The following is a 25403-nucleotide window of genomic DNA, read 5'->3' on the forward strand; positions in this document are numbered from 1 at the left end:
TGAGGTAATAACACTTTTTCTTCCAAGCCCCGGGAAAACCAGAATTGTTTCTGGTTTTCTCTAGAACTCAGGTTTCTGAGTAAAATGGCGATCGGGTGACTCACTCAAGCGTCTGATGCAACACCGCCAACACTTCAATACCGGCCGGAATTTCCCGGTAGTAAATAATATGGCCCTCTACGGGGAAACCGGACTTATCAGGTGACAGGAGGCCGTTTTTTGTTCGAGTTGATCTAACATGCGCTTTGCTTTTGATGATGAGAAAAAAGGCCATCATTAAGATGGCCAATTAAAGGCATGTTATTAACTATGCAGTTATTGCCTTTTGGTTATTGTTTAATGCGTTCATAAATTGAACTATGACATCCATTGAATTAGTGTTTCGGATGGATAGTGCTGTGTTAATGGAACCGGTAATACGGGCTTGTTCTACCAACTCATCGTCGATGATCTTGTTTTTTGCGAGCCATTCAGCAATATCCGTCCAGGACCATAACGGGCGACTGCTATCCACGCGCAGAAGAGGCGTAGGGAAATCACCTGCTCCACGGCTACCCTTACTGTATCGAGATAAAGCTGCTTTGGTGGTTCCTGCCAGTTCAGCCGCATCACTTAAGCTAACTACATCACCAATATCTACAGATAGACACATTAAACCCGAAACCGATTCAATGTCAGCTATTGCAGACATGACGGCTTTTGCGTAGTTTTCGCTGTTGCGGGTAAAATTAACGTACAATGTACCATTGTATGCAGCAGGGTGGGCATCGCTGCATCCTGCTTCATACAAAGCATCTGATATATCAAACAAATCATCGTCAGTAGTGATTTTTTTTCCGCCTACCACAATGCTAAAACTGTATTTTCTCATATCTACTTTCCTATGATTGAGATGTGAGACTTCGATAAAAAGGCCGCCGTTTGACGGCCTTGATATTATTTGCATTTATCGACTAATGAGATTATGTCTTTCGCGTGGTCTTGAGGGCTATCAGGTGTTCCCCAAACTGATTTTTGGTGGCATTTATCTTCACTGCCACAGCGTAAAATCCCGACTGCATGACCTTTTCCTTTACGTTTCACGTAGGTCCAGCCTTGAGACAAGGCATAGGCAATAGCCGCATTAATCTCTTTGTTTTTGTGATACGCGATAGACAATACTCCTTTTAAGTCTCACTTTTTTAAAGAACATAGTTGGTCAAAGCAACCAACCAGCGGTAACAATAGTAACCAAAATGATTTTAATGTCAACCTTTGTTACCGGATTTAAGTTGCCGCGCCACATCTCGCCTCTACCCGATTTCCAAGCTAACTCCTAGACGACTCATTTTCTACTATGCTTAATCAGTCACTTCTAATTTTTCCTTTCGTGACAACCATTAACTTAAAAAAACCAAACAAATAGATATCAGCTTGCAACTATTCCTGCTGGTACCCATTTTACTTGGAGGCAATAAATATGTTCTCTCGTCGTGATATCTTGAAGGCATCCGCAATTGGCGCAGCCGCCGCTAGCATGGGCGGTATGATTAAAGCCGCTGTTGCTGATGAACAGCACAATACAGTCACTGCTGGCAAGGATAGACCGCCAATAAATGCCAAAAGTTTGTATAAATATAAATTCACCGATAGCAAAAAACGGATATTGGAAAATGGATGGGCACGGGAAGCCACGGTAGAACAATTCCCGATATCTGAAGGGATTGCCGGTGTTGATATGTTACTTGAGCCGGGTGGCGTGCGTGAACTTCATTGGCATGCTGTTGCCGCTGAATGGGCATATATGCTTGAAGGTCATGCACGTATTACCATTATCGATCCGGAGGGCAAAAGTGAAGTAGCTGATTTTGGTCCCGGCGATGTATGGTATTTTCCCAAAGGTCATGGTCATTCTATTCAGGCGCTTGGGGATGGCGCACATTTTATTCTGGCTTTTGATAATGGGCATTTCTCAGAATTTGGCACTTTCAGCATCACTGATTGGATAACCCATATGCCGAAAGAGGTGCTTGAGAAAAGTGTCAACATGCCGGCATCCGTTTTTTCTAAAATTAAACAGGGCGAAGCTTACATCGTCGGTGGCGCTATTCCGCCAAAACTTCCTTTACCTGCTGACGATGGCGGATTGAACGATGCCCCACTCACCCACCGTTATGAACTCTTGAAGAGCAAACCCTTCTTCGAGAACGACGCAGGGAGTGTTTATCGAGCATCATCGAAGGAATTTCCTATTTCTACAACGATCACCGGCCTTATAGAGACCATCAAACCTGGCGCAATACGTGAACTACATTGGCACCCTAATGCCAACGAGTGGCAATACTACATTTCAGGTAAAGGACGTATGACTGTGTTCAGTTCCCACGGACACGCACAAACCGCAAAATATGGGCCAACCGACGTTGGTTACGTGCCACTGGGATTTGGTCACTATATCGAAAATATTGGCGATGATGATCTTAAGGTGCTGATTGTGCTAGATAACGGTATCTATCAGGATATCTCACTCTCTGATTGGTTAGCTAAAACTCCGTCTTATCTGCTGGCGGATAACTTCAACAATGATCCCTCCGATTGGGTGAATCGTCCTAAGAATAAGCTTGTTATATCGCGCCGTAGGACTTGAGATATTACACCGTGACGCATCTTGAAATCCATAGGGTATATAATGACTTTGTATATCAGAAATAGCCTCGTTTACTCGGGGCTTTATTTAACAGTAGTAAGAATGATTAAAGAAGTCGATATTGCCCTTAATATATTAGTTTAATAAAGAAATTTATACCCGCCATCTTTCAAGTTGCTCCATAATTTTTATGTTCAAGATAGTTGCTTATTTTCTGTCATGTTTAATGGCTATTTTACATTTATATAACCTGCTGAGACCATTTAAAAACGTTCTGTTAACATCAGGTTATCCTATTCTCCAAGTTCTTTTGGCTTTAGTGCTTTACCTTTTTTCTTTTGCTCATTTTATTATTTATTTAATTAATCTTAACATAATGATTTAATTGAAAAAAAATCAACAAAAAATGGCAAGATAAAAGCTTGCTAATAATTCTCATGTAAAGTAGTTTTATATTGAAATTAACGATTATAAAGCCAGAGAAAACCCTATATTTAAAACTGAAATTTATATTAGTCGCGATAAATTTAGGCGTTCTCTGCCAGAAGATTCATAGCTCAATAAACACTAACATAATGGAGAAATATAATGGATATAAAATTAACACCTGATGATAGAAGTGGATATCAACCCGTTGAAAAGCAAATAGCAGGAGAGATAATACGTGTACTAAACTTTAAGCAAACAGATGAGGGGTATACAGCATCACATGGAATTGAATATCGGGCTAAGAAAATAATATTAGCATACGCTTTAGCTGTAAGTGGTATTCATGATGTGTCTCAACTTCCTGGTGACTATTATAAGAATAAAGAAACTGCCGAGGGAATTTATCAAGAATATATGTCTAATCTTTCATCTGCACTATTAGGTGAAAATGGCGATCAAATTTCTAAAGATATGGCAGATGGTTTTTACAAGAATGAACTGGATTTTGAAGGTGAATATCCTCAAAACATTTGGAATATTCCTGATCTTGAAAATAAACCATTGAGTGATTATTTAGATGACGATAAATTATTGGCGCTCTATTTTTTTGCGGCACAGGAAATTCCACTGGAGGAAAATCAACAATCAAATGCCGCAAGATTTTTTAAATTAATTGATTTCTTATTTATTTTATCTGCTGTAACTTCACTAGGAAGGAGGATTTTTTCAAAAAACTTTTACAACGGGTTAGAGTCTAAATCATTAGAGAATTATATTGAGAGAAAAAAGCTTTCTAAACCTTTCTTTCGACCACCTCAGAAGTTACCTGATGGCAGAATAGGTTATTTGGCCGGCCCAACAGAACCACCTAAATGGAGAGTTAGTTTTCAAGAACTTAAAAAGAACAGAGCCAGGAATGGATTTGCTAATATGGACGGTGCTGCAAAACAAAAGTATAGTTCATTTGTAAAAGAGGTGCAAAAGGGTAACGATCCACTTACAGCAGCAAAAAGCGTTGGTACAGCAAGCGGCAGTAACTTGGAAAAATTGCCAAATAATTTATTTAGTGTGAGGCTAAGTCAAAAAGACAGAGTAACCTTCACGCAAAATAATACCGAAAATACAATCACGATTCATAGTGTTGGAACTCATTATAAAAATATATGATGTGTGATCTCTGGCTTCGATTGACAGAATATTTTTAAGCTCTCATTTCTTCAACAGAAGTTTCATAAGGCGTTTTACTTTTCAAACCACTGCGTGGTCTGTGATAATTGTAAAACGCCTTCCTTTAGCCAATACATTTTACTGCCAAAAAGATATTATTGGAAGAAACCGACTCTCCCTGTCCATAACGTTAGATGGTTATAATTTTTGATGTTATTTTTGATTTCCGTAACAAAACGCATAATATATATGACAGGATAAAGGCCAGCAAAGAATAAGCTATTATATAAACATATATATTTATGTAATTAAATTTCTCCAAAAATAAATTATGGACAAACTCGTTATGTATTTCAATAACGAAAATATTGTGAACAAGATATATCCCTAGTATATTCTTGCTAATGTCATCTATTAATAATGATATTTCTTTGATGTTCAAATTAACTAAGAATAAAAACAGGCACACCGAAGAAACCTGAATGAATATATTATAAAACTTCCCATAAAAGAAGGTCATTCCCGTCCTGGATGAAATGATTGATAAAGATATCAATGATATAATAAAAAATACCAGAAGCATTATGTGCTTAAAGGAAAAAGTCTTTATTTGCGGTTTCGTTAGCCCTAAATATCCACCTATCAAGAAACTAATCAAACCCTCAGCTTGGAACGGAAGCAAAATATTGAATGGGATTAGGGAAAAAGAGAATTTGTAGTCTGTTATTGCATTCAGCAATGTAAGATTAGAAATTATAAGCATTATGACAAGTATTTTCATTATCCCCTTTGCATTTGTTTCGTTAAATGTGTTACGCATTAGTGGTGTTAATATATATAGAGAGACAATTGCAAATATAAACCATAAATGGGTGGCGTCTGATGTGGTTCTACTAACATTAATATAATTCAAAAAACTAGTAGTAGGTACTGTTGTGAATTTGCTGATAAAATATGTATCATACAGATAATAAAAGATAAGCCAAAACAACAGTACAGTTAATATCCCTTTTGCTTTATTAATGATGTAATCCACCTGCTTTTCATGCTTGTTGTTTAGTAAGAAATAGCCACTGCACATAAAAAACAACGAGACCCCTAACTGACCGATTTGCCTAAAAAAATACAAAACCACGTCATTATCATCGCGCAACAAGAAAAATAAAGTAACGTGAGAAATTACAACGAAAAATATAGAAACGATCTTTAATAAATCTATGGTTAATATTCTCATTCTTTGTCTCTTAAATAGATAAAATGAAGTTTGAAATTTTGGGGGCAAGCCTGGTCATACCTATTTTAGATGGATGTAAACCATCGGACACTGTGCCCAAACTATTGCTAGTCATAATATCGATATTTCCTTCATTGAATCCAGATTGTTTTAACAAATCCAGATATGGGATGGAGTGTTTTTCGCAAATTTCCCGACAAACGTTGCAATAGTCAGATAAATAGTACCCTTTGGCGTTTTTACTGTTCATACCTCTTTGTACTGATATTGGCGTTGTTATAATAAACCCTATTCTTGCTAATGGGTATTTTTTGGTAACTCCGGTTATTAATAACTTCATACCTCCAATAAATGTCAATGGGGTTTTATCTTTATAATCACCTATTTCCAACCCTCCATAGGAGCCAAAATCAAATCCAAAATCATTTACCCCTCCCCATATTGTAATAATATCTGGGTTACTTCCCATTTTTTCATATCTTAAACAAATGGCTGAATTGTCATTTTTATCTTTTTGGGCTATACATGTTCCCCCTATTCCGTAGTTTTTCCATTCTTTTAGACCTAAATTTTTAGTCACTATTGGTTGATACCACCCTCTTTCAGTTATACTGTCGCCAAGGGTAAACCAACACCCTTCCTTCAAATGCGATTGAATATAAGACATTTACTTTTATCCTTCTAAAAATAAAAATTCGGCGAGAGGCCGTTGCGAGAAAAAAGCGAAACGGAAAAAAGCGTGTTTAACTTTGAAATAACCGCCTTCATTAAAATCAGGAAGAGCATACAGAGCAAATTGCTTCGCATCCGTTAAGGTGGAGAGTCTTTTACTTTTATCGGCAGTTTGGCCTATATGATGAGTCATCATCCTGATCCCATGCAAATCATGTCCGTATAAAGATCGCTGACCGAATAGTGAAAATGAATTTCGTCACTGCGGTTGGATCTCAGATAAAGTTGTCTCATATAAATAATACGATATCAACCTCTTTTACGACCCTTTAGTCGTACACATTCATAATAGAAATACGGATTGGTTATCATAAACAAGTTATCTATCAGGTGCTAGAAAATGCCGATAGTGACAATTAGTTTGCTAAAGAAGTGGTGGATAGATTAGCTAAAGAAAAAAATGGATCTGAAACATAATATTGAATTACTGGTCACCTCTGAGTTTAATAACAAAAATGCCGATCTTGAATATCCTAATATGTTTCCTGTGATACTTTCTGTCTACAGTCCATTAAGAATTTATTAATAAGTTTATGGCTAATGTTTCTACTTTGTGTGAAATGAACCCACTTTCTATAAATGTGATGACGATATGCTGCCCGCCTAAGACTGGGGCAGCAACGGTTAATCATATCAGATATGTACTCTTCTCTCACTCGTAGTAAGGAAAGAGCAGTTATATTATCTATTTAAAGAGTGAGCTCCACCATCGATAGACGGGTATTTAATTCTTTTTGTGGAACTTGTTGAAATAAATGTCTATCTTTGATTGAGAAGCATTCAACCTTTCCGTTTCTCATGCCGTCATTCCTTACAGCAAATCGCACGCTGGGCGGATATTTGTAATTTGGACTTAGAGACATACCGCAAGCCAACAGGAAATCAATTTTCGATGATGATTCAATAAGCTCATCATTGCGTTCGCCTGGCTTAACTGTCTCATAATCAAGGCATAAGTTAATACTAAACGGGCAGTCGTCAATTATATTGTTATCGATGGAGAAACCATAGTTCATGTTATTATCATGCTCACCAACATGCTGAGTCTTGTTTAGAACTTCGACAGTTAATCCATCTGTAAAGGTAAATATAAACCCATTATTAGTCACTTTATCTCTAAGACCGAAATCAATCTGTGAAGTTGTACGCTTTGGCCACATTGACCTTTCAAATCGACCATCATTTTTCTTTTTAAAGTTATTGCTTATTAAACAGTAATTCAACGGTTCAAATACCCCGTCCTTGCTAGTTTCTACCAAGACTACTACCGTTCCTGCCAACAGAATGATTTTACCCACTTCGTTTTCGGGCAAGGAATTCATCAAACTTTCCTGTGCATCGGATAGATGATGCATCATATAATCAGTGAGTTGATATAGCTCATCTTTGTTTTTGAGCGTATTCCATTTTATGTTCCAAAAAAACTCAGGTAAGGAAAAAAACAATGGGGTGTTTTTTTCTTTATTTTCTGATGTGGAAATAATATTTTCTCTCACCAAATCAATTCTACGTTCTATTTCTTTCGCCAAGTAATCTTGTATACTCTGTCCGCTTTCTCTATCAAGAGAAAACTCAGAGAGGAATGTCGCTTGTCTTATAGATGCTACATTAATTTTCATATTCTTCTCCTTTGGTTTATCCATTCTAATTCTCCTTTCTTGTTGGTACCGGATGTAATGGCGAAGATAAAAGTATCGCGAAAACTTCTACGCTGCCTACAATTTTGTTTGTAGGGGGATGAATCCTAACTATTGTATTAGTCATCTGACGACGAACAGAGATGAATATCTTAAACAGTATATAAACAACATAAAAACAATGGCTAAGTAATCAGTTAATAAACACAGAAATAATTATCTAGCAATTAATGTCAATGTTGACTACCTAATATTTTTATTTGCCATAGTAACCAGACTTGTAAGAATTGATAATTCCTTCAATTAATGATTTTTCTCTTTTATTTGGAGTCTGATTATTATCAATTTTTCTATATGTACTTTAGGTAAAATGAATGTTTATAATATGTCGATTTTTTGAGTAGAATTCTCTCTATAAAATTAATAAAAAAAGAGTTGTAATTATTTAAAGATAGGAGTTTATTTATGTGACTTTTTCCTTATATCATTATTTCAACATGCAATGTAATTATTCTTTACCAAGTGGATTATTAAACGGGATAATTATTTTGGAAAAAATCAGAATATATCCGATTAAATTCATCTAATCAAAAATGATTATAATTAATCATGCGTTTAATAACTTTATCAGAGAAATAAAAAGATATTTTTCCAATATCATCCAACGATTCTTGACATTCCATAACCGACTTCTAGTCTCTATATACACATCATTATAAGTGTCTAATTTAAAACTTGTGCATTCCAATCCTGATATTCAGGATTGGGAATTTATAATCTAATATAAAAATACAGGCTTAACTATGAATCCATTCGATCATGTAGTCCCCATGAGAAAAGAAGAATTGCACCATGTCCCCGCCGCGAAGAGTGCGCTAAACCGTTTTGCCGATGCTGAAATACCTCAACACCCGTGGATGGCGCAGAACGACTTCGGGAGTCCGCACCAAGACAGCTGGTGTTCTGAGTCCGTGTCGCTCAACGGTCCTGTTAATGACAATCTTCTGCTTATTGAGCAGTACAACCCTTTCGGATACACGCCGAACATGGTTTGTAATAGTCAGAATCAAATGGTGGGCGTCTCGCTGGACTACTCCACATCTCAGTTCTGGGTGGTGGTATTTGATGAAAACTGCAACATTATTTCAGCTACGCCAGCGGGTACACTTTCCGGCAATAGTACCTTCGGCGGCGGCTACTTTTACCTGGACAACAACGACAACACGATAGTGGTACAGGACAACCAGATCGTCAGCTATCCAACAGCGGATGTGCAGCCAACAGAGGGCGAGATTTATGCGCTCACACCGAACTGGCAGAGTGCTGATATCATCGAAGTGGTCACTGGTTCAGCGGAGGGCAATTCCCTTTACTCGTCGCTGCCTGTTTGGGATGCGGATCGTCCGAATCTTTACTGGTGTCTGATTGCCGGTGATTACGACTACCAAAACTACCCGGAGAGTACACTTAGCTCTCCTGCATGGATAGCGGTTGTGCAAATTGATCCGAATGATGGGAGCACAACACTGATTGGCGCGCAGAAGCTGGAAAAACAGTGGAACAACAATACATTCTCTGTTGATGAGAATGGGGCTTATATCGTCACCAACGGTATCGACAGCAAAGGCTTATGTACGAAGGGGTATCTCTGGGCGTTCGGTCTGGAGGGAGATGAGATCACTATTCGCTGGAAGACGCCTTACAAGAATGCCGGATACCGAAAGCCGGGTCAGACGAATATTGGTTCGGGAACCACGCCGACGCTCACCAAAATGGAGGACGGCACTGAACTGGTGGGAATCACCGACAATGCCGACCCACGCCTGAACGTGTTGGTCTGTAACCGCTCGGATGGCAGTATTATCTCCGAGACTCCTTGCTTTTTAGAGATGAGGAGTGCCGACGAAGCCTCGTTGATCGGCGTTGGTGATACCTTTGTGGTCGAAAATAATTTCGGTCACTATCCGACATGGCCGTTCTCACAGCTAGTTCCAAATGGTCCCGGCATGGAGATGATCCGCATCGACCCTACGGATACTGAACAACCTGATGAAAAGAGATGGTCTATTCCAGACATTCACTTTTACGCGATGAACATGCTCTGTCGCGGCAGCGGTATCATCTTCGCGCATACCTGTAGCTGGTCCGATGACATTTCAGCGACAAAAGGAGGAATGTACTACATCAGCGCCATCGACTCCTTCAACGGCCGGGTGATTTGGCAGATTCCCCTCGGCAGAGGTGTGAACTATTGTCATGAGTACGGCGGCATTTATTTCAATAAGAATGGTGACCTCTACATTGGTACCAACCAGTATCTAGTCGCCATCAAAAATTTCTTGGGCCGTTCCGAAAAGCTTAAGGAACAGGTGGGCAAGAACGACTGAGATGATTGCGTCAACTAGGCCCAGTGATTATATAGAAGATAAAATGGTCATGATCACTGGGCCTATTTAAGTAATCTTTTTCTTATGTCATTATTTCAACATGGCATGTATTTATTCTTTGCTAATTAAATTATTAAACCGGATAATTATTCTCAAAGTATATAGAACAACCAGATATATCTGATTAAACTTATCTAATCAAAAATGATTAAAATTAATCATGTGTTTAATAAATTTATCAGGGAAAGAAAAAGAGATTTTAATAATATTATCCAACAATTGAGTTTCAAGTTATCAACAATATTTTAAATCAGATTATAGTGTAAATATATTTTGAATCTGGTAACAGCCAATTTTCAAGTCATAGTGTCCGGGCATAACATCGTTCTTCGTTATGCCCTAAAAGCAGGAATCTATACCTCTAAATCTATTTTCTATCCAAAGGTATCTCATTATGGCAAATGATATTAATTCTACTAAGTTATTAGAAAAACGTGCCAACTATCAAAACCTCTTTAACGATAACAAAGATCTTTATTGTTTACCCGGTTCACCAGAAGCCAATGATGGACCTCTGGCATATTTAGTTGACTTATACCAGCAAGCACTCATTTTTGAAGATACTGCGGATAAAAATGGCGCCAGACTTCTTAGTCAACGACGACCAGATATTGAGAAATTATTACTCGATAGCAAAAGTATCAATCAAAAGGCTAGCATCCTACCGTTTGTCATTGAAGTTCTGGCACAAAGAGCCCAAGCTCATGTAAATAATAACCAACCTTTAACCCATACACTGGCAAAAATACCTTATCCTTTTTCTCTGCCTTTTCATTACCCACTACATCAAACAACCGCAGTACTAGAGAAAAAGAAGATCCCATTGCTGGAGCTTATTCAACAAGCCGATAGCGCATTTCCCAACTTTATCGACAATCACCTGCACTTACCATCATTGCAAAATGCCATGATGGTAAGTAGTGCTTTAGCGCCGAAACTACAGGAATTATTGCTGGAAGCATCCCAAAGTACCAAGCCAGATTTCTTCGCTAAATATTATGGTATATCCGGTGACGCCGCTCAGGCCGCATCGGCTCTATCCCAACTGACTATATTTACACAGCAAACCGGTTTAACGCCTCAAGATATTGAACGTTTGTTCGCAGCTAATGGTTTGAGCGAAAGTAATACAACCCATAGTTCAGTGACATACTCTGGCAACGTAGAGAAACCAGCAAATAGCGGCGCGCAGTTTCCTTCCGGCGCCAATTATGGCGCGTCATTTATTAATGCAGGAACTAACCCAGCGATATATTTGGAGAAAATCACCGATAGTAAAACCGGCGAGGAAGTAGTCTGGATTAAAGGTATTAAAAATGACCATTTTGACCGTATTCAGCGTTTCCTCCATCTCCAGAATGTATCCAAGTTATCCTATGAACAACTGGATCAACTATTAGTCGCTGCGCGAAAAGCTGAAAAACAGAACAATTTTGTTATCACTGAATCAACATTACGTGCCCTAGGGGTGTTTTTACATTTTCATCAGGAATATAACGCGACAGTTGAGCAATTCTGTGCGTTTATCAGCGAAATCACCCCTTATGCGCTTGATAATAATCTCTCCTTTTTTGATCAGTTATTCAATGCGCAAGGGCTGTCAAAACAGGCTTCTTCGGCTTCAATCCTGCATCTGGATAACCGAGAATTTGATCCAGACGCTACCACGGGATTAGATGCGTTAACTGTTAATCAGTTATGCGTTGGCTTGAATATTAATGATGTAACCTGCCAAACCTTGTTGGCTTGGGTGATAAAAGCATTAGGGATAAAAAAACCCACGCGTTCATTAACCGTTGTGTCTGCTTTATATCGATTGGTTACTTTACCTCGTTTGTTGAAACTCTCTTTATCGGACGGATTAGGTCTGTTTTTATTACTGGATCGGGATAATCCAGATTATCTGAAACAACTGGCGGGTATTCCGATATTGAAGAAAATTGATCCAAAAAAAGAACCCAATGCTTTTGATATCCTTGATGCATTAGTTGCTTTCATGAACGCGGCACAATGGCTTAAACGTCATCGTCTGTCAGCGCCATTATTAAATGTCTTGCTCACTCCCTATAATGCCAGCGGCACGACGAATAGCGACACTGAAAATTTAGACTGGTTTAAAACAATTAGGTCAATTTTGCCTGATCCGAATTACGCATTACTTAGTGAGGATAAAATTGCCGCTGCGATGGTTTGTTTCCAACACAAGACACAAACAACCCGTTTTTCCTGGCTAACGGCATTTTCCGAACTGATTGATACACAGGGAATAATCAAAGTGGTTGTTATTCCAGCAGGTAAAACTCAAGAGGAAGTGCTGGCTGAAAAAGTCAGAGCTATTCTTCAACCACTAGCTAATGAAACCACATGGCAGGAACAGGGAGATACTTGGTCACAAATATTAACCACACTGATTCAGAATGCATTTATCGCCCAACAAGATCTAATTGTTAAATCCGTCGGCCACGCTTTTGAAATAGACGAGTCGCTCTCTTTGCCATTATTACGCTGGATAGGCAAAAGCAATACGGATTTTCTACGTGAATCAATAGCACTGGCGAAAAATGTCAAAGGGGATAAACTGAAAGAAAGTGCTGTTGTTACATGGTATAACCTTAGTCGCTATTCCACTGTCAGTAAGCTATTTAAGCTCACGGCTCAAGGGATACAAACACTGGTTGATTATCCGGCTTGGTTTGGGCTGAGTCTGGCTGATGGTAAGCTCCGTCCTCTGGATTTAACTTCATTACATCGTCTTAGCCGCTATGGTGATTGGCTGGATTTATTGCCTGAAAATAAAACAGAAGACGATATTTTCTATTATCTTAACCAAGCGAATAAAGTCGGAAAACCACCTCAAACGCCGGATGAAAAAATATGGACGCCCCAACAGGCGGCAGACAATCTAGCTGAGTTGATCGGCTGGTCAAATAACGAAATTCTGCGAGTCACCCGTGATTTTAAAAACAGTGTAGCGCAAAGCGTTATCGGTATCAGTTTTGTGATGCGTATTCAAACATTAGCAACCCAAGGGGAACTCTCCGCTCAACCATTAATGGATGTTACTCAACTGACTTTGGCATCAGATTATGATAGTTGGCAGCAGGTTAGCAGCGCGTTGTTAGCGGCTTGTTCCCCGGAAGAACAAGCCACATTGGAAGGTTCACTGAATGGGTCCTGGCGTGACGCGCTGGTCCATTATCTGTTAGGCCAGTGGGTCCCCTCTGATAATAAATTGGCTGACATTTCAGACATTGGCGCACTATCAACCTATTTTCTGACCGATTTACAGGTATCTTCGGAGGTGGAAACCAGCCCGGTGGCTTTCTGTATTGCCAGCTTGCAACACTATCTTTTCCGTCTCTTCGCTCATTTGGAACCCGGTTATGGCAGTATGACAATTCCAGATGAGCAGATCGAGAATTGGAATCGTTACCTTAGCCAATATGCTCATTGGCAAGCTTGGCAAAAGCAGAAAAATTTCCCAGAAAATAGTATCGATCCTACTCAAAGGATAAGAAAAACCCGTGCTTTTGCGGACTTGGAAAACGATTTAAGCCAATCCCGGTTAAATAACGACATGATACAAACCGCTATCTTGCGTTACCTGACTGAATTTGAACGGCTCAGTAATCTCCAGCTAGTGAGTGGTTATATCGATGGTACAGATCCCAAAAGCGACCGTTACCATTTTATCAGTAAAAACAACAGCGAACCGGTACAGTACTATTGGCGTACACTTGATATTAAGTTACGTGATGGTCAAGAACGCCTCAGCCCGTTGGCTTGGAGTGAATGGGAAAAAATTACGTTGTCACTGACAGGCGACCTTTTGGTGTTGCGACCGGTTGTTATTGCCGGGCGTCAATATGCTGTTTGGGCTGAACGTGAATCCACTCCCCTACTCGGTTCAGACCAGAAGCCATCCGCCTACCGTGCTATTAATGTACAGTTCATTTTTAAACAAAGTAACGGTGAATGGAGCGCCCCCAATAGGTTGTATCGTTTAGATGGTAGGGATGCAAATGGTGAATACCCCAAAGGTCCGCTAGGAGTGGGACGTATACCTGACAATCTTAATCCCTATATGAAGGATGAGAGTTATAAACCGAGTTTGATCGCTATGGTGGATGTTCAACGCCAGAATGACCCGTGGATAGGCGTATTACTCTATGATACGGCGAAGAAGGAGAGCAATGCTTGGGTAAAAAATAAAGATTATTACCTGGAACTCCGCGATTTGTTATTGATAGATAAAAAATCCTTAAGTGCAACGGAAGAAAAAACCTCGTCTCTATTTGGTATAAGTTATATCAAAATCCCGGCATATTGCAGCATCAATATGCGGGTAGTGCAAAATATATTACATTAAAGCCTGAGGAGGATAATGCACCTACTTTGGAGATAAAGGCGAAACTGAATGCAGATAAAACCAAAATCATCCTGACAGGTACAAATACGGGAATTAAACGCAATCCTAAAGGATTAGGGACAAGAGATTGGAGCAAATATTTTCTGGAATATATCATGGAGGAGTTCCCCCCTATTTCCCAAAAACTTCTCTGGTCAATCAAAAGTCAAGACTTCCCTATAACAGTAGATGTTCCTGCTGGAAATACCACCTCAAAAACTTTTAACTGTCAATGGCAAGGAAAAAAGCCACCAACAGAGACATTAACCATATATTATGGTGGAAGACAACTTTTTGACTTATCACCTGATGAATGGAAAGACAATAAGATCACCAAAAGTAGTGATGTTAAATGGATAAATGATCCCGTGTTTCAGGCAGGTACACAATGGAACACTGAAAGTGCAAAGAGACTCGCTATATCAGTTAAAGGTGAAGCAATATTTGATAGTATCGATTTTAATATACAAGATGTTTGGGAATACACAGAATCAAAACTGGTACTTGAAGTTTTCACATCATCTAGTGAAAAAATGCTTGCTGATTCAATAACCCAATTAAATGGCAAAGCCACTACCGGAGAAATAACCTTCCCAATCGAGTCAGGGGTAAATAACTATACCTTTGTCCTGATAGCAACCCAGGAAGTACGCGTTGATAGTTATAAGGGCAAAAAAGAATATTTCGAGGAAATCTATAGTGAATATTCCCTAACCATTGAAGAAATCGATAAGTTGCCACCTATTACACTGCGCCGTAATAATCAGCAAGCTCAATATCTGGATATTCAAACCCTGAAATTCCCTTACCCCTCCATTCGTTTGAATACCCTGTTTGGAACACAACTCGTTGCTCGAGCAACTCAATCAATTGAACGAGTTCTGGCATGGGATACCCAGTGGTTATCTGAACCGCCTTTGGATACGGGTTCCCAGGTTACTCCGGTAGATTTCCGAGGTGCGAACGGACAATATTTCTGGGAATTATTCTTCCACCTTCCTTTCCTAGTCTCTCATCGGCTTAGCGTGGAACGACGTTATTACGATGCCCGGCGCTGGTTTTTTGGTTATCTGTTTGACCCTTATGGCAGCCGACTCTGGAATTCCCGCCCGCTGAATGAGAATGGTAGTCATCTTCCCTCTTCCGTGAGTATTGATGATCCAAATGTGGTGGCCTATAGCTTGCCGGTTTACTACCAAAAAGCGTTGTTCCAGTCCCTTATTACACTTTGGACACAAGAAGGCGATAACCTTTACCGACAACTGACCCGAGACAGCCTGAATGAAGCCAGCTTATGTTATCAACAAGCTCTGCAACTGCTTGGAACCTTACCGGAAAGCTTGTCTGCTACTCGTTGGCATCCAATCAGCCTTGAAAAGATCAAAACGACCTTTAAGCCAAGCGTCCGGGCCGTGGATAGCTTCTTTGTGTCCCCGTTCAATACCCGACTTATCGAGCATCAAAAGACACTAGAAAGTCGTCTCTATAACCTTCGTCATGGGTTGACGCTGGATGGAAAAGTTCTGCCTCTGCCACTCTACGCCGAATCGGAGGATGCGGAAACGCTAGCACGGCGACGTTCAGGTAATATCGTTAGTACACTTAATAATTCATTACAACAAATTCCACCTTATCGTTTCCCGATAATATTAAAACGTGCCGGTGAAGCGGTGAAACAGTTGATTCAATTGGGGCATCGGCTGCTGAGTGCGATAGAAAGTGAAGTCAATGCTGAACAGGAAGTCTTGGAACAATCACAAATCATCAGATTGTCCGCTTTCGCGATAGAGCTGCAACAGGAAGCTATCCAGATTGCTCAAGCGGGTAAAGCGGCTCTGGAAGAAAGTAAGAATATGGCGCAACAACGCTATGAACATTACTACGGTTTATATGAAGAGAATCTGTCTATACCAGAGATATTAGCTCTTGAATTCAAGACCTTATCGGAAATTGCCAGAATGGGAGCGATTCCTTTCTATATCATGGGTTCTGTGGTGGAAACGCTGCCCAAAATTTTCGGTATGGCTTTCGGTGGGAGTGAACCCGCGTCTCCGTTGATAAGAGCAGCCTTTATTGCTGAGGTAACCGGACAGGCAATAGGAATCACTGCGGATCGAATACAAGATGGAGCGAATTATGCTCGCCGACGCCAAGATTGGGAAATTGAGTGGAAACAGGCACAAAGTGAACTCAATATCATCGATAAGCAGTTAAAAGAGCAGGAATTACTGATCAAAACTGCCCAAATCTCGTTACGAGAAGCGCAAGCGCAACGAAACGCCGCGACCGAGTTATATGAATTTATGACAACGGGCTTCCTGATTGTGCCGACATATCAATGGTTAATGGGGAGACTTTCCGCCTTGTATGCGCCTGCCTACGATGCGGTCCTGTCATTATGTTTGATGGCGGAAGCGGGCTGGCGTTATGAAGTGGGTGATTACCAAAGCCAAGGTTTTATCAAAACCAATGCTTGGAATGATTCTTACCGGGGTTTGCTGGCCGGTGAATCATTGCAATTAGATCTACAGCAGATGGAAGCTGCATGGTTACAACGTCACGAACGCCGTTTAAATATCAAGAAAACCTTCTCTCTTAGCGCGCTCTCTTCCATCGCAGAGATAACTAACCAAATTGATAAAAAACAGGCGCTGAACTTTACGCTGGACGCAAAAGCCTTTGATAAGAACTATCCCGGACACTATCTACGGCAGATAAAACGGGTTTCTGTATCATTGTCTTTGGAAAGCGCCGGTACTGACCCGGTGGTTATCCCAGAAATTTGTGCGATTCTGACACAAACCGGCAGTTCAACATTAGTAGATACTGATATTGAAGGCGTTAACTGGCTCTATGATCCGACGAGAAAAGCGGGTAACAATAGAAATATCAAAACCAATTTACGTGCGCAGCAACAAATTGCCCTCTCTTCCGTACAGGAAGATGATGGCCGGGTGGCAACAGAAAATTGGTTATGCACCTTGATGTTTGATGATGGTCGTTATCTGCCGTTTGAAGGCACAGGGGCTGTTTCAACTTGGAACCTGAAATTCCCCGACCGACAAATTATCGATAAGGTATTAAAAGGTTCTGATGGTAAATGGAAATTAAAAGATATTCTTATTCATTTACATTATACCGCGCTAGATGGTGGTAATCAGTTTGCTAAAGAAGTAATTGATAAATTAGCTGAAAAGGAAAATGGATCTGAGACATAATATCTAACGTATTAATCATCTTGGTTTAACAATAAAATCCTCTACTTTGTGGTAGAGGATTTTCAACTTATTTAAGTGATTTTTATCTTATGCCATTATCTCAACATGTAATGTGATTATTTTTTGCCAATTATATTGTTGACTAGGATGATTATTTAAAAAAAAGAAAATCCGAATAGATCTGGTTAAACTCATCTAATCAAAAATGATGAAAACTAATTATATGTTTAATAGCTTTATCAGGAAAATAAAAGGGTGTTTTTCTAATGTTATCCAATAATTTGGTCTAGATTTATTAACCATGCTTTAAAACAAATTATAGTTTAAACATATTTTGAATCTGGCAATAGCCAATTTTGAAGCCATAGTGTCTTGGCATAACACTATTATTGGTTATGTCATAAAAAACAGGAATGTTTATATATGCTGAACTTATTTTTCTATTATAAGGTACCATATTATGGCAAATGATATTAATTCTACTAAGTTATTAGATAAACGTCCTAGTTATCAAACGCTCTTTAATGATAATAAGGATCTTTATTGTTTACCTGGTTCACCAGAAGCTAATGATGGCCCTTTAGCATATTTAGTTGATTTGTATCAACAGGCACTCGCCTTTGAAAATACCGCAAATGAAGAAAGCGCTCGGTTTATTAGTCAGCGGCGTCCAGACATCGAGAAATTATTACTCGACAGTAAAAGTATCAATGAAATCAGCAGCATTTTGCCGCTGATCATCGAAGTTTTAGCGCAAAAAGCGCAGTCTCATTTAAATAATAACCAGTCTTTGGCCGAATCACTGGCAAAAATTCATTACCCTTTTTCATTGCCCTTTCATTTTCCACTGCGTCAAACCACCGCAGTGCTAGAGAAGAAAAAGATCCCGTTACTAGAACTTATTCAGCAAGCTGATCGCGCATTTCCTAATTTTATTGATAATAATCTGCACTTACCTTCACTGCAAAAGGCTATGGTAGTCAGCAATGCTTTGGCGCCAGAACTACAGACATTGCTGCTTGAAGCATCCTCAAGTACTCAACAAGACTTCTTTGCTAAATATTATGGCGTATCCGGTGATGCAGCACAGGCCGCATCGGCCCTATCTCAACTCACTGTATTTACACAGCAAACTGGCTTAACTTCTCAGGATGTTGAACGCTTGCTAGCAGTCAATGGTCTGACTGAAAGTAACGAAACCCACAGTTCGGTGACTTTCTCTAGCAATGTAACGAAACCTTCAAACACCAACACCCAGTTTCCTTCCGGGACCAATTACGGCGCGGTATTTATCAACGGGGGAACTGAACCGGCCATGTCTTTGGAAAAGATTACGGACAAAGCAACCGGAGAAGAAGTCGTCTGGATTAAAGGCATTAATAATGACCGCTTTGACCGGATTCAGCGTTTTCTACATATTCAACATGCATTGAAACTCTCTTATGAACAGCTTGACCAGTTATTAACTTCCGCATTGCGGGCTGAAAAGCAGCAAAATTTGATTATTACCGAATCTACGTTACGCACATTAGGGGTATTTTTACATTTTCATCGGGAATATAAAGTCACAGTTGAGCAATTCTGTACATTTATAGACGAAATTACTCCCTATGCACTTGATAATAATTTCTCCTTTTTTGATCGGTTGTTCAATTCACAAGGGTTGTCAAAACAAGCAGCTTCGGCATCGGTACTTAACTTGGATAATAGTGAATTTGATCCGGCAGCTACCGAAGGATCGGATGCACTGACCGTCAATCAGTTATGCGTTGGCCTGAATATTAATGATATCACTTGCCAAACACTGTTAAGCTGGATAACTGCATCATTAGCAATAAAAAAACCTACCCGCTCATTAACCGTCATATCTGCCTTATATCGACTGGTTTCTTTACCCCGTCTATTGAAGCTCCCTCTACCGAATGAATTAGATCTATTTTTATTACTGGAACGGGATAACCCAGGATACTTAAAACAATTAGCGGGCATTCCGGTATTAAAGAAAATTGATAATACCGAACAATCCCACGATTTTGACATTCTCGACGCAATAGTCGCTTTTATGAATGCGGCACAATGGCTTAAACTCCATCGCCTGTCAGCTCCATTATTAAATATCTTGCTTACGCCTTACAATATCAGCGGAAATGTTGACAACAAAATCAAAAATATCGACTTTTCTAAAGTAACTGAAAAGATTTTACCTGACCTCAATTCTGGGCTGTTAAGTGAAGATAAAATTGCTACCGTTATGGTAGGTTTTCAGCATAAGGAACAAACCAACGATTTTTCTTGGTTAACGGCACTTTCTGAGTTGATTGACTCACAGGGAATAATCAAGGCTATTGTTATTCCAGAGGGCAAAACTCTGGAAGAAATACTGGCTGAAAAAGTCAGGGCTATTCTTCAACCGTTGGCTGATGAAACCGCATGGTTGGAATATGGAGACAATTGGTCACAAAACCTGACGACACTGATTCAGAATGCCTTTATCGCTCAGGATGATATGATTATTAAATCTGTCAGTTATGTCTTAACGGTAGATGAGACCCTCGCTTTACCGTTATTACAGTGGACAGGCAAAAGTCGTACAGAATTCTTGAGTGAACTTATCACTCAGTACCGTGAAATAGATCAGCGAGACAGTCAACTCAGTGAAAACGCTGTTGCCATTTGGTATGATCTTAGCCGTTATGCCACTGTTAGCAAATTGTTTAAACTTAGTGCGATAGGAATACAAACCCTACTCGCTCAACCTACCTGGTTTGGACTGAATCTGGCTGATGGTCATCTCCGTCCTCTGGATTTAACGGTACTGCATCGTCTTAGCCGTTATGGTGATTGGCTGGATTTATTGCCTGAAACTAAAACGGAAGATGATATTCTCTATTATCTTAACCAAGCTAATAAAGTCGGAAAACCACCCCAGGCTCCAGATGAAAAAATATGGACACCCAAACAGGCTGCGGACAATCTGGCCGAGTTGATCGGTTGGTCAAGTAACGAAATTCTGCGCGTCACCCATGATTTTAACAACAGCGTGGCACAAAGCATTGTCGGCATCAGTTTTGTTTTACGTCTTCAAGCATTAACCAAACAAAGCGAGCTTTCCGTTCAACCTTTACTGGATGTTGCTCAATTAACCCTGAAATCAAATTATGATATTTGGCAGCAAGTCGGCAGCGCCTTGCTCGCAGCTTGCTCTCCTGAAGAACAAGCGTCACTGGAAAGTTCACTGAATGAATCCTGGCGTGATGCTTTAGTCCACTATCTGTTAGGTCAGTGGGTACCCGCTAATGAAAAACTAATTGATATTTCAGATATTGATGCACTATCAACCTATTTCCTGACAGATCTGCAAGTGACTTCGGAGGTGAAAAGCAGTCGGATTGCTTTTTGTATTGCTAGCTTGCAAAACTATCTTTTCCGTCTCTTTTCCCATCTGGAACCCGGTTACGGCAGCATGACGATCCCAGGTAAACATGTTGAGAACTGGAACCGTTATCTTAGCCAATATGCCCATTGGCAAGCTTGGCAAAAACAAAGAAATTTCCCGGAAAATAGTCTCGATTCCGCTCAAAGAATAAGAAGAACTCATGCTTTTACCGACCTGGAAAATGACTTAAACCAATCCCGGTTAAATAACGACATGATACAAACCGCTATCTTACGTTACCTGACTGAATTTGAACGACTCAGTAATCTACAATTAGTGAGCGGCTATATCGACGGCACAGATCCCAAAAGTGACCAATATCATTTTATCGGTAAAAACAATACCGAACCGGTGGAGTACTACTGGCGTACACTTGATATCACACTACGCGATAATCAGGATCGCATCAGCCCGTTGGCTTGGAGTGAATGGGAAAAAATCACGTTGTCACTGACGGGCGACCTGTTAGCACTGAGACCGGTTGTTATCGCTGGACGCCAATATGCTGTCTGGGTTGAACGAGAACCTACACCGCTACTGGGTGCAGACCAAAAGCCTTCTGTCTATCGCGCTATCAATGTGAAGTTTGTTTTTAAACAAAGTAACGGTGAATGGAGCGCCCCTAATAAGCTGTTTAGTCTGGATGGCAGAAATGCCAATGGTGAATACCCCAAACTCCCCGGTATTGACCAACGTGTGCCCGATAATCTCAATCCTTACATGAAAGATGAAAGTTATAAACCAGGTTTGATAGCAATGGTGGATATACAACGCCAGAACGATCCGTGGATGGGAGTATTACTCTATGATACGGCAAAACAGGACAGTAGCACTTGGATAAAAAACAAAGACTATTATCTGGAACTCCGGGATTTATTATTAATAGACAAAAAAATCTTAAGTGCAACGGAAGAAAAAAACCTTATCTCTACTTGGTACAAGTTCTATCGGGACCCAGGAACATTGCAGCATCAATATGCCGGCAGTTTAAGATATATCACATTAAAGGCTGACGATAATAATCATTCTGACCTGAAGTTAACAGCAGGATTGAATGCGGATAGAACCAAAATTATCCTGACAGGGATAAACACGACTAGCAAACGTAATCCTAAAGGATTTGGGACTCTATATGGAACATATCCCTACCCTAGTTTCATGCCTTCCCAACAACTTACTTGGTTAATCACCAATCAGGATTTTCCTATAACGGTAAACATTACTGCCCAAAATGCTGTTTCAAAATCTATCACATTTCAGTGGCAAGGGCAGAAACCACCAACCAAAATATTAATTATATATTATGGCGAGACACAGCTTTTCGAGTTGTTACCTAAAGATTGGAAAGATAACAAGATAACTAAAGAACATAACTTTGGCTGGGTAGGCAGATATGTATTTCAGCAAAGTAAACAATCACAAACTGAACCTGTAAAGAAACTTGCCATATCAGTAAAAGGAGAGGCGCCATTTAGCAGTATCGACTTTAATATACAAGATAACTGGGAATATACCGCGTCAAGACTAACTATTAGTGTTGATGCATCGCCTAGCCCAAAAGTGCTTTTTTCCTCAAATATTTCATTAAATGGAAAAGCTACCGGAAATATAACTTTTCCTATAGAGTCAGGAGTAAATCGATATTCCTTTATTCTGACAGCAACGAATGAAGTGTCATTTTTCATCCCTAATAACCCTGAATATTTTGGAGAAATTAAAAGCAAATATATTGTGACTATTGAAGAGATAGATAAAACGCCACCGGTTATACTGCGCCGTAATAACCAACAGGCTCAATATCTGGATATTCAAGCGCTGAAATTCCCCTACCCTTTCATTCGCCTGAATACTCTGTTTGGGACGCAGTTAGTCGCCCGGGCCACTCAATCAATTGAACGAGTTCTGGCATGGGACACTCAGCAGTTATCTGAACCGCCTTTGGGTACCGACACTCAAGTTACTCCGGTAGATTTTCGCGGCGCTAATGGGCAATATTTCTGGGAATTATTCTTTCATCTTCCCTTCTTGGTCTCTTCTCGACTTGGCGAAGAACGGCGTTATTACGATGCTCGACGCTGGCTTTTAGAGTACCTGTTCGATCCTTACGGTGGCCGGCTTTGGAATTCCCGCCCACTGAATGAAAGTGGTAGAGATCTTCCCTCTTTCGTAAGCACTGATGACCCAGATGTTGTGGCCTATAGCTTGCCGGTCTATTATCAGAAAGCCTTATTCCAATTTCTTATCAAGCTCTGGATACAAGAAGGCGATGATCTTTACCGACAATTGACCTCAGACAGTTTGAATGAAGCCAATCTGTGTTATCAGCAGGCCCTGCAACTACTTGGTTCTCTACCAGAGGGCCTTACTGCTACCCGCTGGCATCCGATTAGCCTCGAAGAAATTAAAACGAGTCTTGACATAATCCAAGTAATAGTTGATTCAGATTTCCGGGCTGTCGATGGCTACTTTATGTCTCCTTTTAATATCCGACTTATTGAGTATCAAAAAATACTGGAAAGTCGACTCTACAATCTTCGCCACGGATTGACATTGGATGGTAAAGCACTGTCGCTGGCGTTATATGCAGGATCTTTTGAGGATATTGATAATTTAATACAGCGTCGTAAGGGTAATATCCCAAGTACGTTTAATAGTTCGATACAGCCAATTCCACCCTATCGGTTCCCGCTGATACTGAAACATGCCAGCGATGCAGTAAAACAGTTAATCCAACTAGGGAACCGATTGTTTGACGCAATAAAAAGTGAGATCAGTGCGAAACAAGATGTACTGGAACAATCACAAATCATCAAATTATCTGCTTTCACCATTGAGCTGCAACAAGAAGCCATTCAAATTGCTCAGGCGGGTAAAGTTGCTCTAGAAGCAAGTAAAAATATGGCCCAACAACGCTATGAGCATTATTACGGTTTATATGAAGAGAATCTTTCTAGCTTAGAAATATCAGCTATAGCTCTTAGAACGACAGCAGAAGTTACCAAAACCACCGCCATTCCTTTTCATATTATGAGTGCGGGGTTGGAAGTTTTACCCAATATTTTTGGCTTTTCTGTCGGCGGAGGGAAATACGCCGCCCCTGTTATAAGTGCAGCGCTCGTCTCCGAATTAACAGGGAGCGTATTAGAAACTACCGCTGACCGAATTCAAGACATGGCAGATTATCAGCGACGGCGCCAAGATTGGGAAATTGAGTGGAAACAAGCACAAAGTGAACTTAATATCATCGATAACCAGTTGAAAGAGCAGGAATTACTAATTAAAACGGCCCAAACCGCATTGCGGGAAGCTCAAGCACAGCGAGACGCCGCAACTGAGTTGTATGAATTTATGACTACCGGTTTCCTAACTGTGCCGACATATCAATGGCTGATGAAACGCCTTTCTGCTTTATACGCGCCTGCCTACGACGCGGTTCTGTCCCTATGTTTGATGGCGGAAGCGGGCTGGCGTTACGAAGTAGGTGATTATCAGCGACAAAGTTTTATTGACGCCAATGCGTGGAATGATTCCTACCAAGGCTTGCTTGCGGGTGAATCATTACAATTAAATTTACAGCAGATGGAAACATCTTGGTTACAACGTCACGAACGCCGCTTGAATATCAAAAAGACCATCTCTCTCAGTACTCTTTATTCTATCTCAGATATAACCAATCAGATTACCGGCAAACAGGCGTTAGATTTTACGCTAAATGCACGGGTTTTTGATAAAAACTATCCCGGACATTATTTGCGTCAGATAAAACGAGTTTCTGTATCATTGTCACTGGAAAATACTGGCTCAGATACCGTTGTTACCCCGGAAATTTGCGCAGTTCTAACACAAACCGGCAGTTCGACATTAGTCTATGCAGATATTGAGGGGGTTAGCTGGCTTTATGATCCAACGAGAAAAGCGGGTAGCAACAAAAATATCACCACCAATTTACGTGCGCAGCAACAGATCACCCTCTCTTCTGTTCAGGAAGATGATGGCCGGGTGGCAACAGAAAATTGGTTATGCACCTTGATGTTTGATGATGGTCGTTATCTGCCGTTTGAAGGCACAG

The 25403-nt window shown here is 40.2% G+C and carries 13 protein-coding genes; 6 read left to right on the forward strand and 7 right to left on the reverse strand.

Annotated features, from left to right (window positions below; translation table 11 throughout):
- Window positions 1-100: 100 nt before the first annotated feature.
- From Phpb_RS26395 to Phpb_RS20215, 3 genes are all read right to left on the reverse strand, one after another.
- Window positions 101-277, reverse strand: a complete 177-nt coding sequence (locus Phpb_RS26395; protein WP_205634814.1) for a hypothetical protein — start codon at window positions 275-277, stop codon at window positions 101-103.
- A gap of 30 nt (window positions 278-307) precedes the next feature.
- Window positions 308-871, reverse strand: coding sequence for a hypothetical protein (locus tag Phpb_RS20210; protein WP_065391922.1), 564 nt, complete (start codon window positions 869-871; stop codon window positions 308-310).
- 65 nt (window positions 872-936) lie between these two features.
- Window positions 937-1158, reverse strand: a complete 222-nt coding sequence (locus Phpb_RS20215; protein WP_420848364.1) for a hypothetical protein — start codon at window positions 1156-1158, stop codon at window positions 937-939.
- 301 nt (window positions 1159-1459) lie between these two features.
- Here Phpb_RS20215 and Phpb_RS20220 point away from each other — a divergent pair, with 301 nt between their 5' ends.
- On the forward strand, window positions 1460-2626 hold the full coding sequence (locus Phpb_RS20220) for a cupin domain-containing protein (RefSeq protein WP_065391923.1): 1167 nt from the start codon (window positions 1460-1462) through the stop codon (window positions 2624-2626).
- 588 nt (window positions 2627-3214) lie between these two features.
- Window positions 3215-4222 (forward strand): Txp40, insecticidal toxin (previously name A24tox), encoded by a 1008-nt coding sequence (locus Phpb_RS20225; protein ID WP_065391924.1) that lies wholly within the window; start codon window positions 3215-3217, stop codon window positions 4220-4222.
- A gap of 190 nt (window positions 4223-4412) precedes the next feature.
- Here Phpb_RS20225 and Phpb_RS20230 read toward each other — a convergent pair whose 3' ends face one another.
- From Phpb_RS20230 to Phpb_RS20245, 4 genes are all read right to left on the reverse strand, one after another.
- Window positions 4413-5456: an acyltransferase gene (locus tag Phpb_RS20230; protein ID WP_065391925.1), complete on the reverse strand. Its 1044-nt coding sequence runs from the start codon at window positions 5454-5456 to the stop codon at window positions 4413-4415.
- Window positions 5457-5466: 10 nt separating this feature from the next.
- A complete protein-coding gene (locus tag Phpb_RS20235; RefSeq protein ID WP_065391926.1) occupies window positions 5467-6123 on the reverse strand; it encodes an SGNH/GDSL hydrolase family protein in 657 nt (218 codons plus the stop codon).
- Between the two features lie 6 nt (window positions 6124-6129).
- A complete protein-coding gene (locus Phpb_RS20240) occupies window positions 6130-6324 on the reverse strand; it encodes a hypothetical protein (RefSeq protein ID WP_046396432.1) in 195 nt (64 codons plus the stop codon).
- A 553-nt stretch (window positions 6325-6877) separates the two neighbouring features.
- Window positions 6878-7831 (reverse strand): hypothetical protein, encoded by a 954-nt coding sequence (locus Phpb_RS20245; RefSeq protein ID WP_065391927.1) that lies wholly within the window; start codon window positions 7829-7831, stop codon window positions 6878-6880.
- Window positions 7832-8628: 797 nt separating this feature from the next.
- On the opposite strand from Phpb_RS20245, the gene Phpb_RS27075 reads away from it, so the two are divergent.
- The 4 genes from Phpb_RS27075 to Phpb_RS20270 form a co-directional block, all read left to right on the forward strand.
- A complete protein-coding gene (locus Phpb_RS27075) occupies window positions 8629-10212 on the forward strand; it encodes a hypothetical protein (RefSeq protein ID WP_240492630.1) in 1584 nt (527 codons plus the stop codon).
- A 436-nt stretch (window positions 10213-10648) separates the two neighbouring features.
- Window positions 10649-14641 carry a Tc toxin subunit A gene (locus Phpb_RS20260; RefSeq protein ID WP_338046878.1) on the forward strand — a complete coding sequence of 1331 codons (3993 nt, stop codon included), beginning with the start codon at window positions 10649-10651 and terminating at the stop codon, window positions 14639-14641.
- 26 nt (window positions 14642-14667) lie between these two features.
- The gene (locus Phpb_RS20265; RefSeq protein WP_165603323.1) at window positions 14668-17898 is read left to right on the forward strand and encodes a Tc toxin subunit A-related protein; all 3231 of its coding nucleotides are present in this window, start codon (window positions 14668-14670) and stop codon (window positions 17896-17898) included.
- A 460-nt stretch (window positions 17899-18358) separates the two neighbouring features.
- A partial coding sequence (locus Phpb_RS20270; protein WP_240492631.1) for a Tc toxin subunit A-related protein occupies window positions 18359-25403 on the forward strand: 7045 nt, incomplete at its 3' end.

The organism is Photorhabdus namnaonensis (assembly GCF_001684335.1).
In the GTDB taxonomy this organism is placed as follows: Bacteria; Pseudomonadota; Gammaproteobacteria; order Enterobacterales; family Enterobacteriaceae; genus Photorhabdus; species Photorhabdus namnaonensis.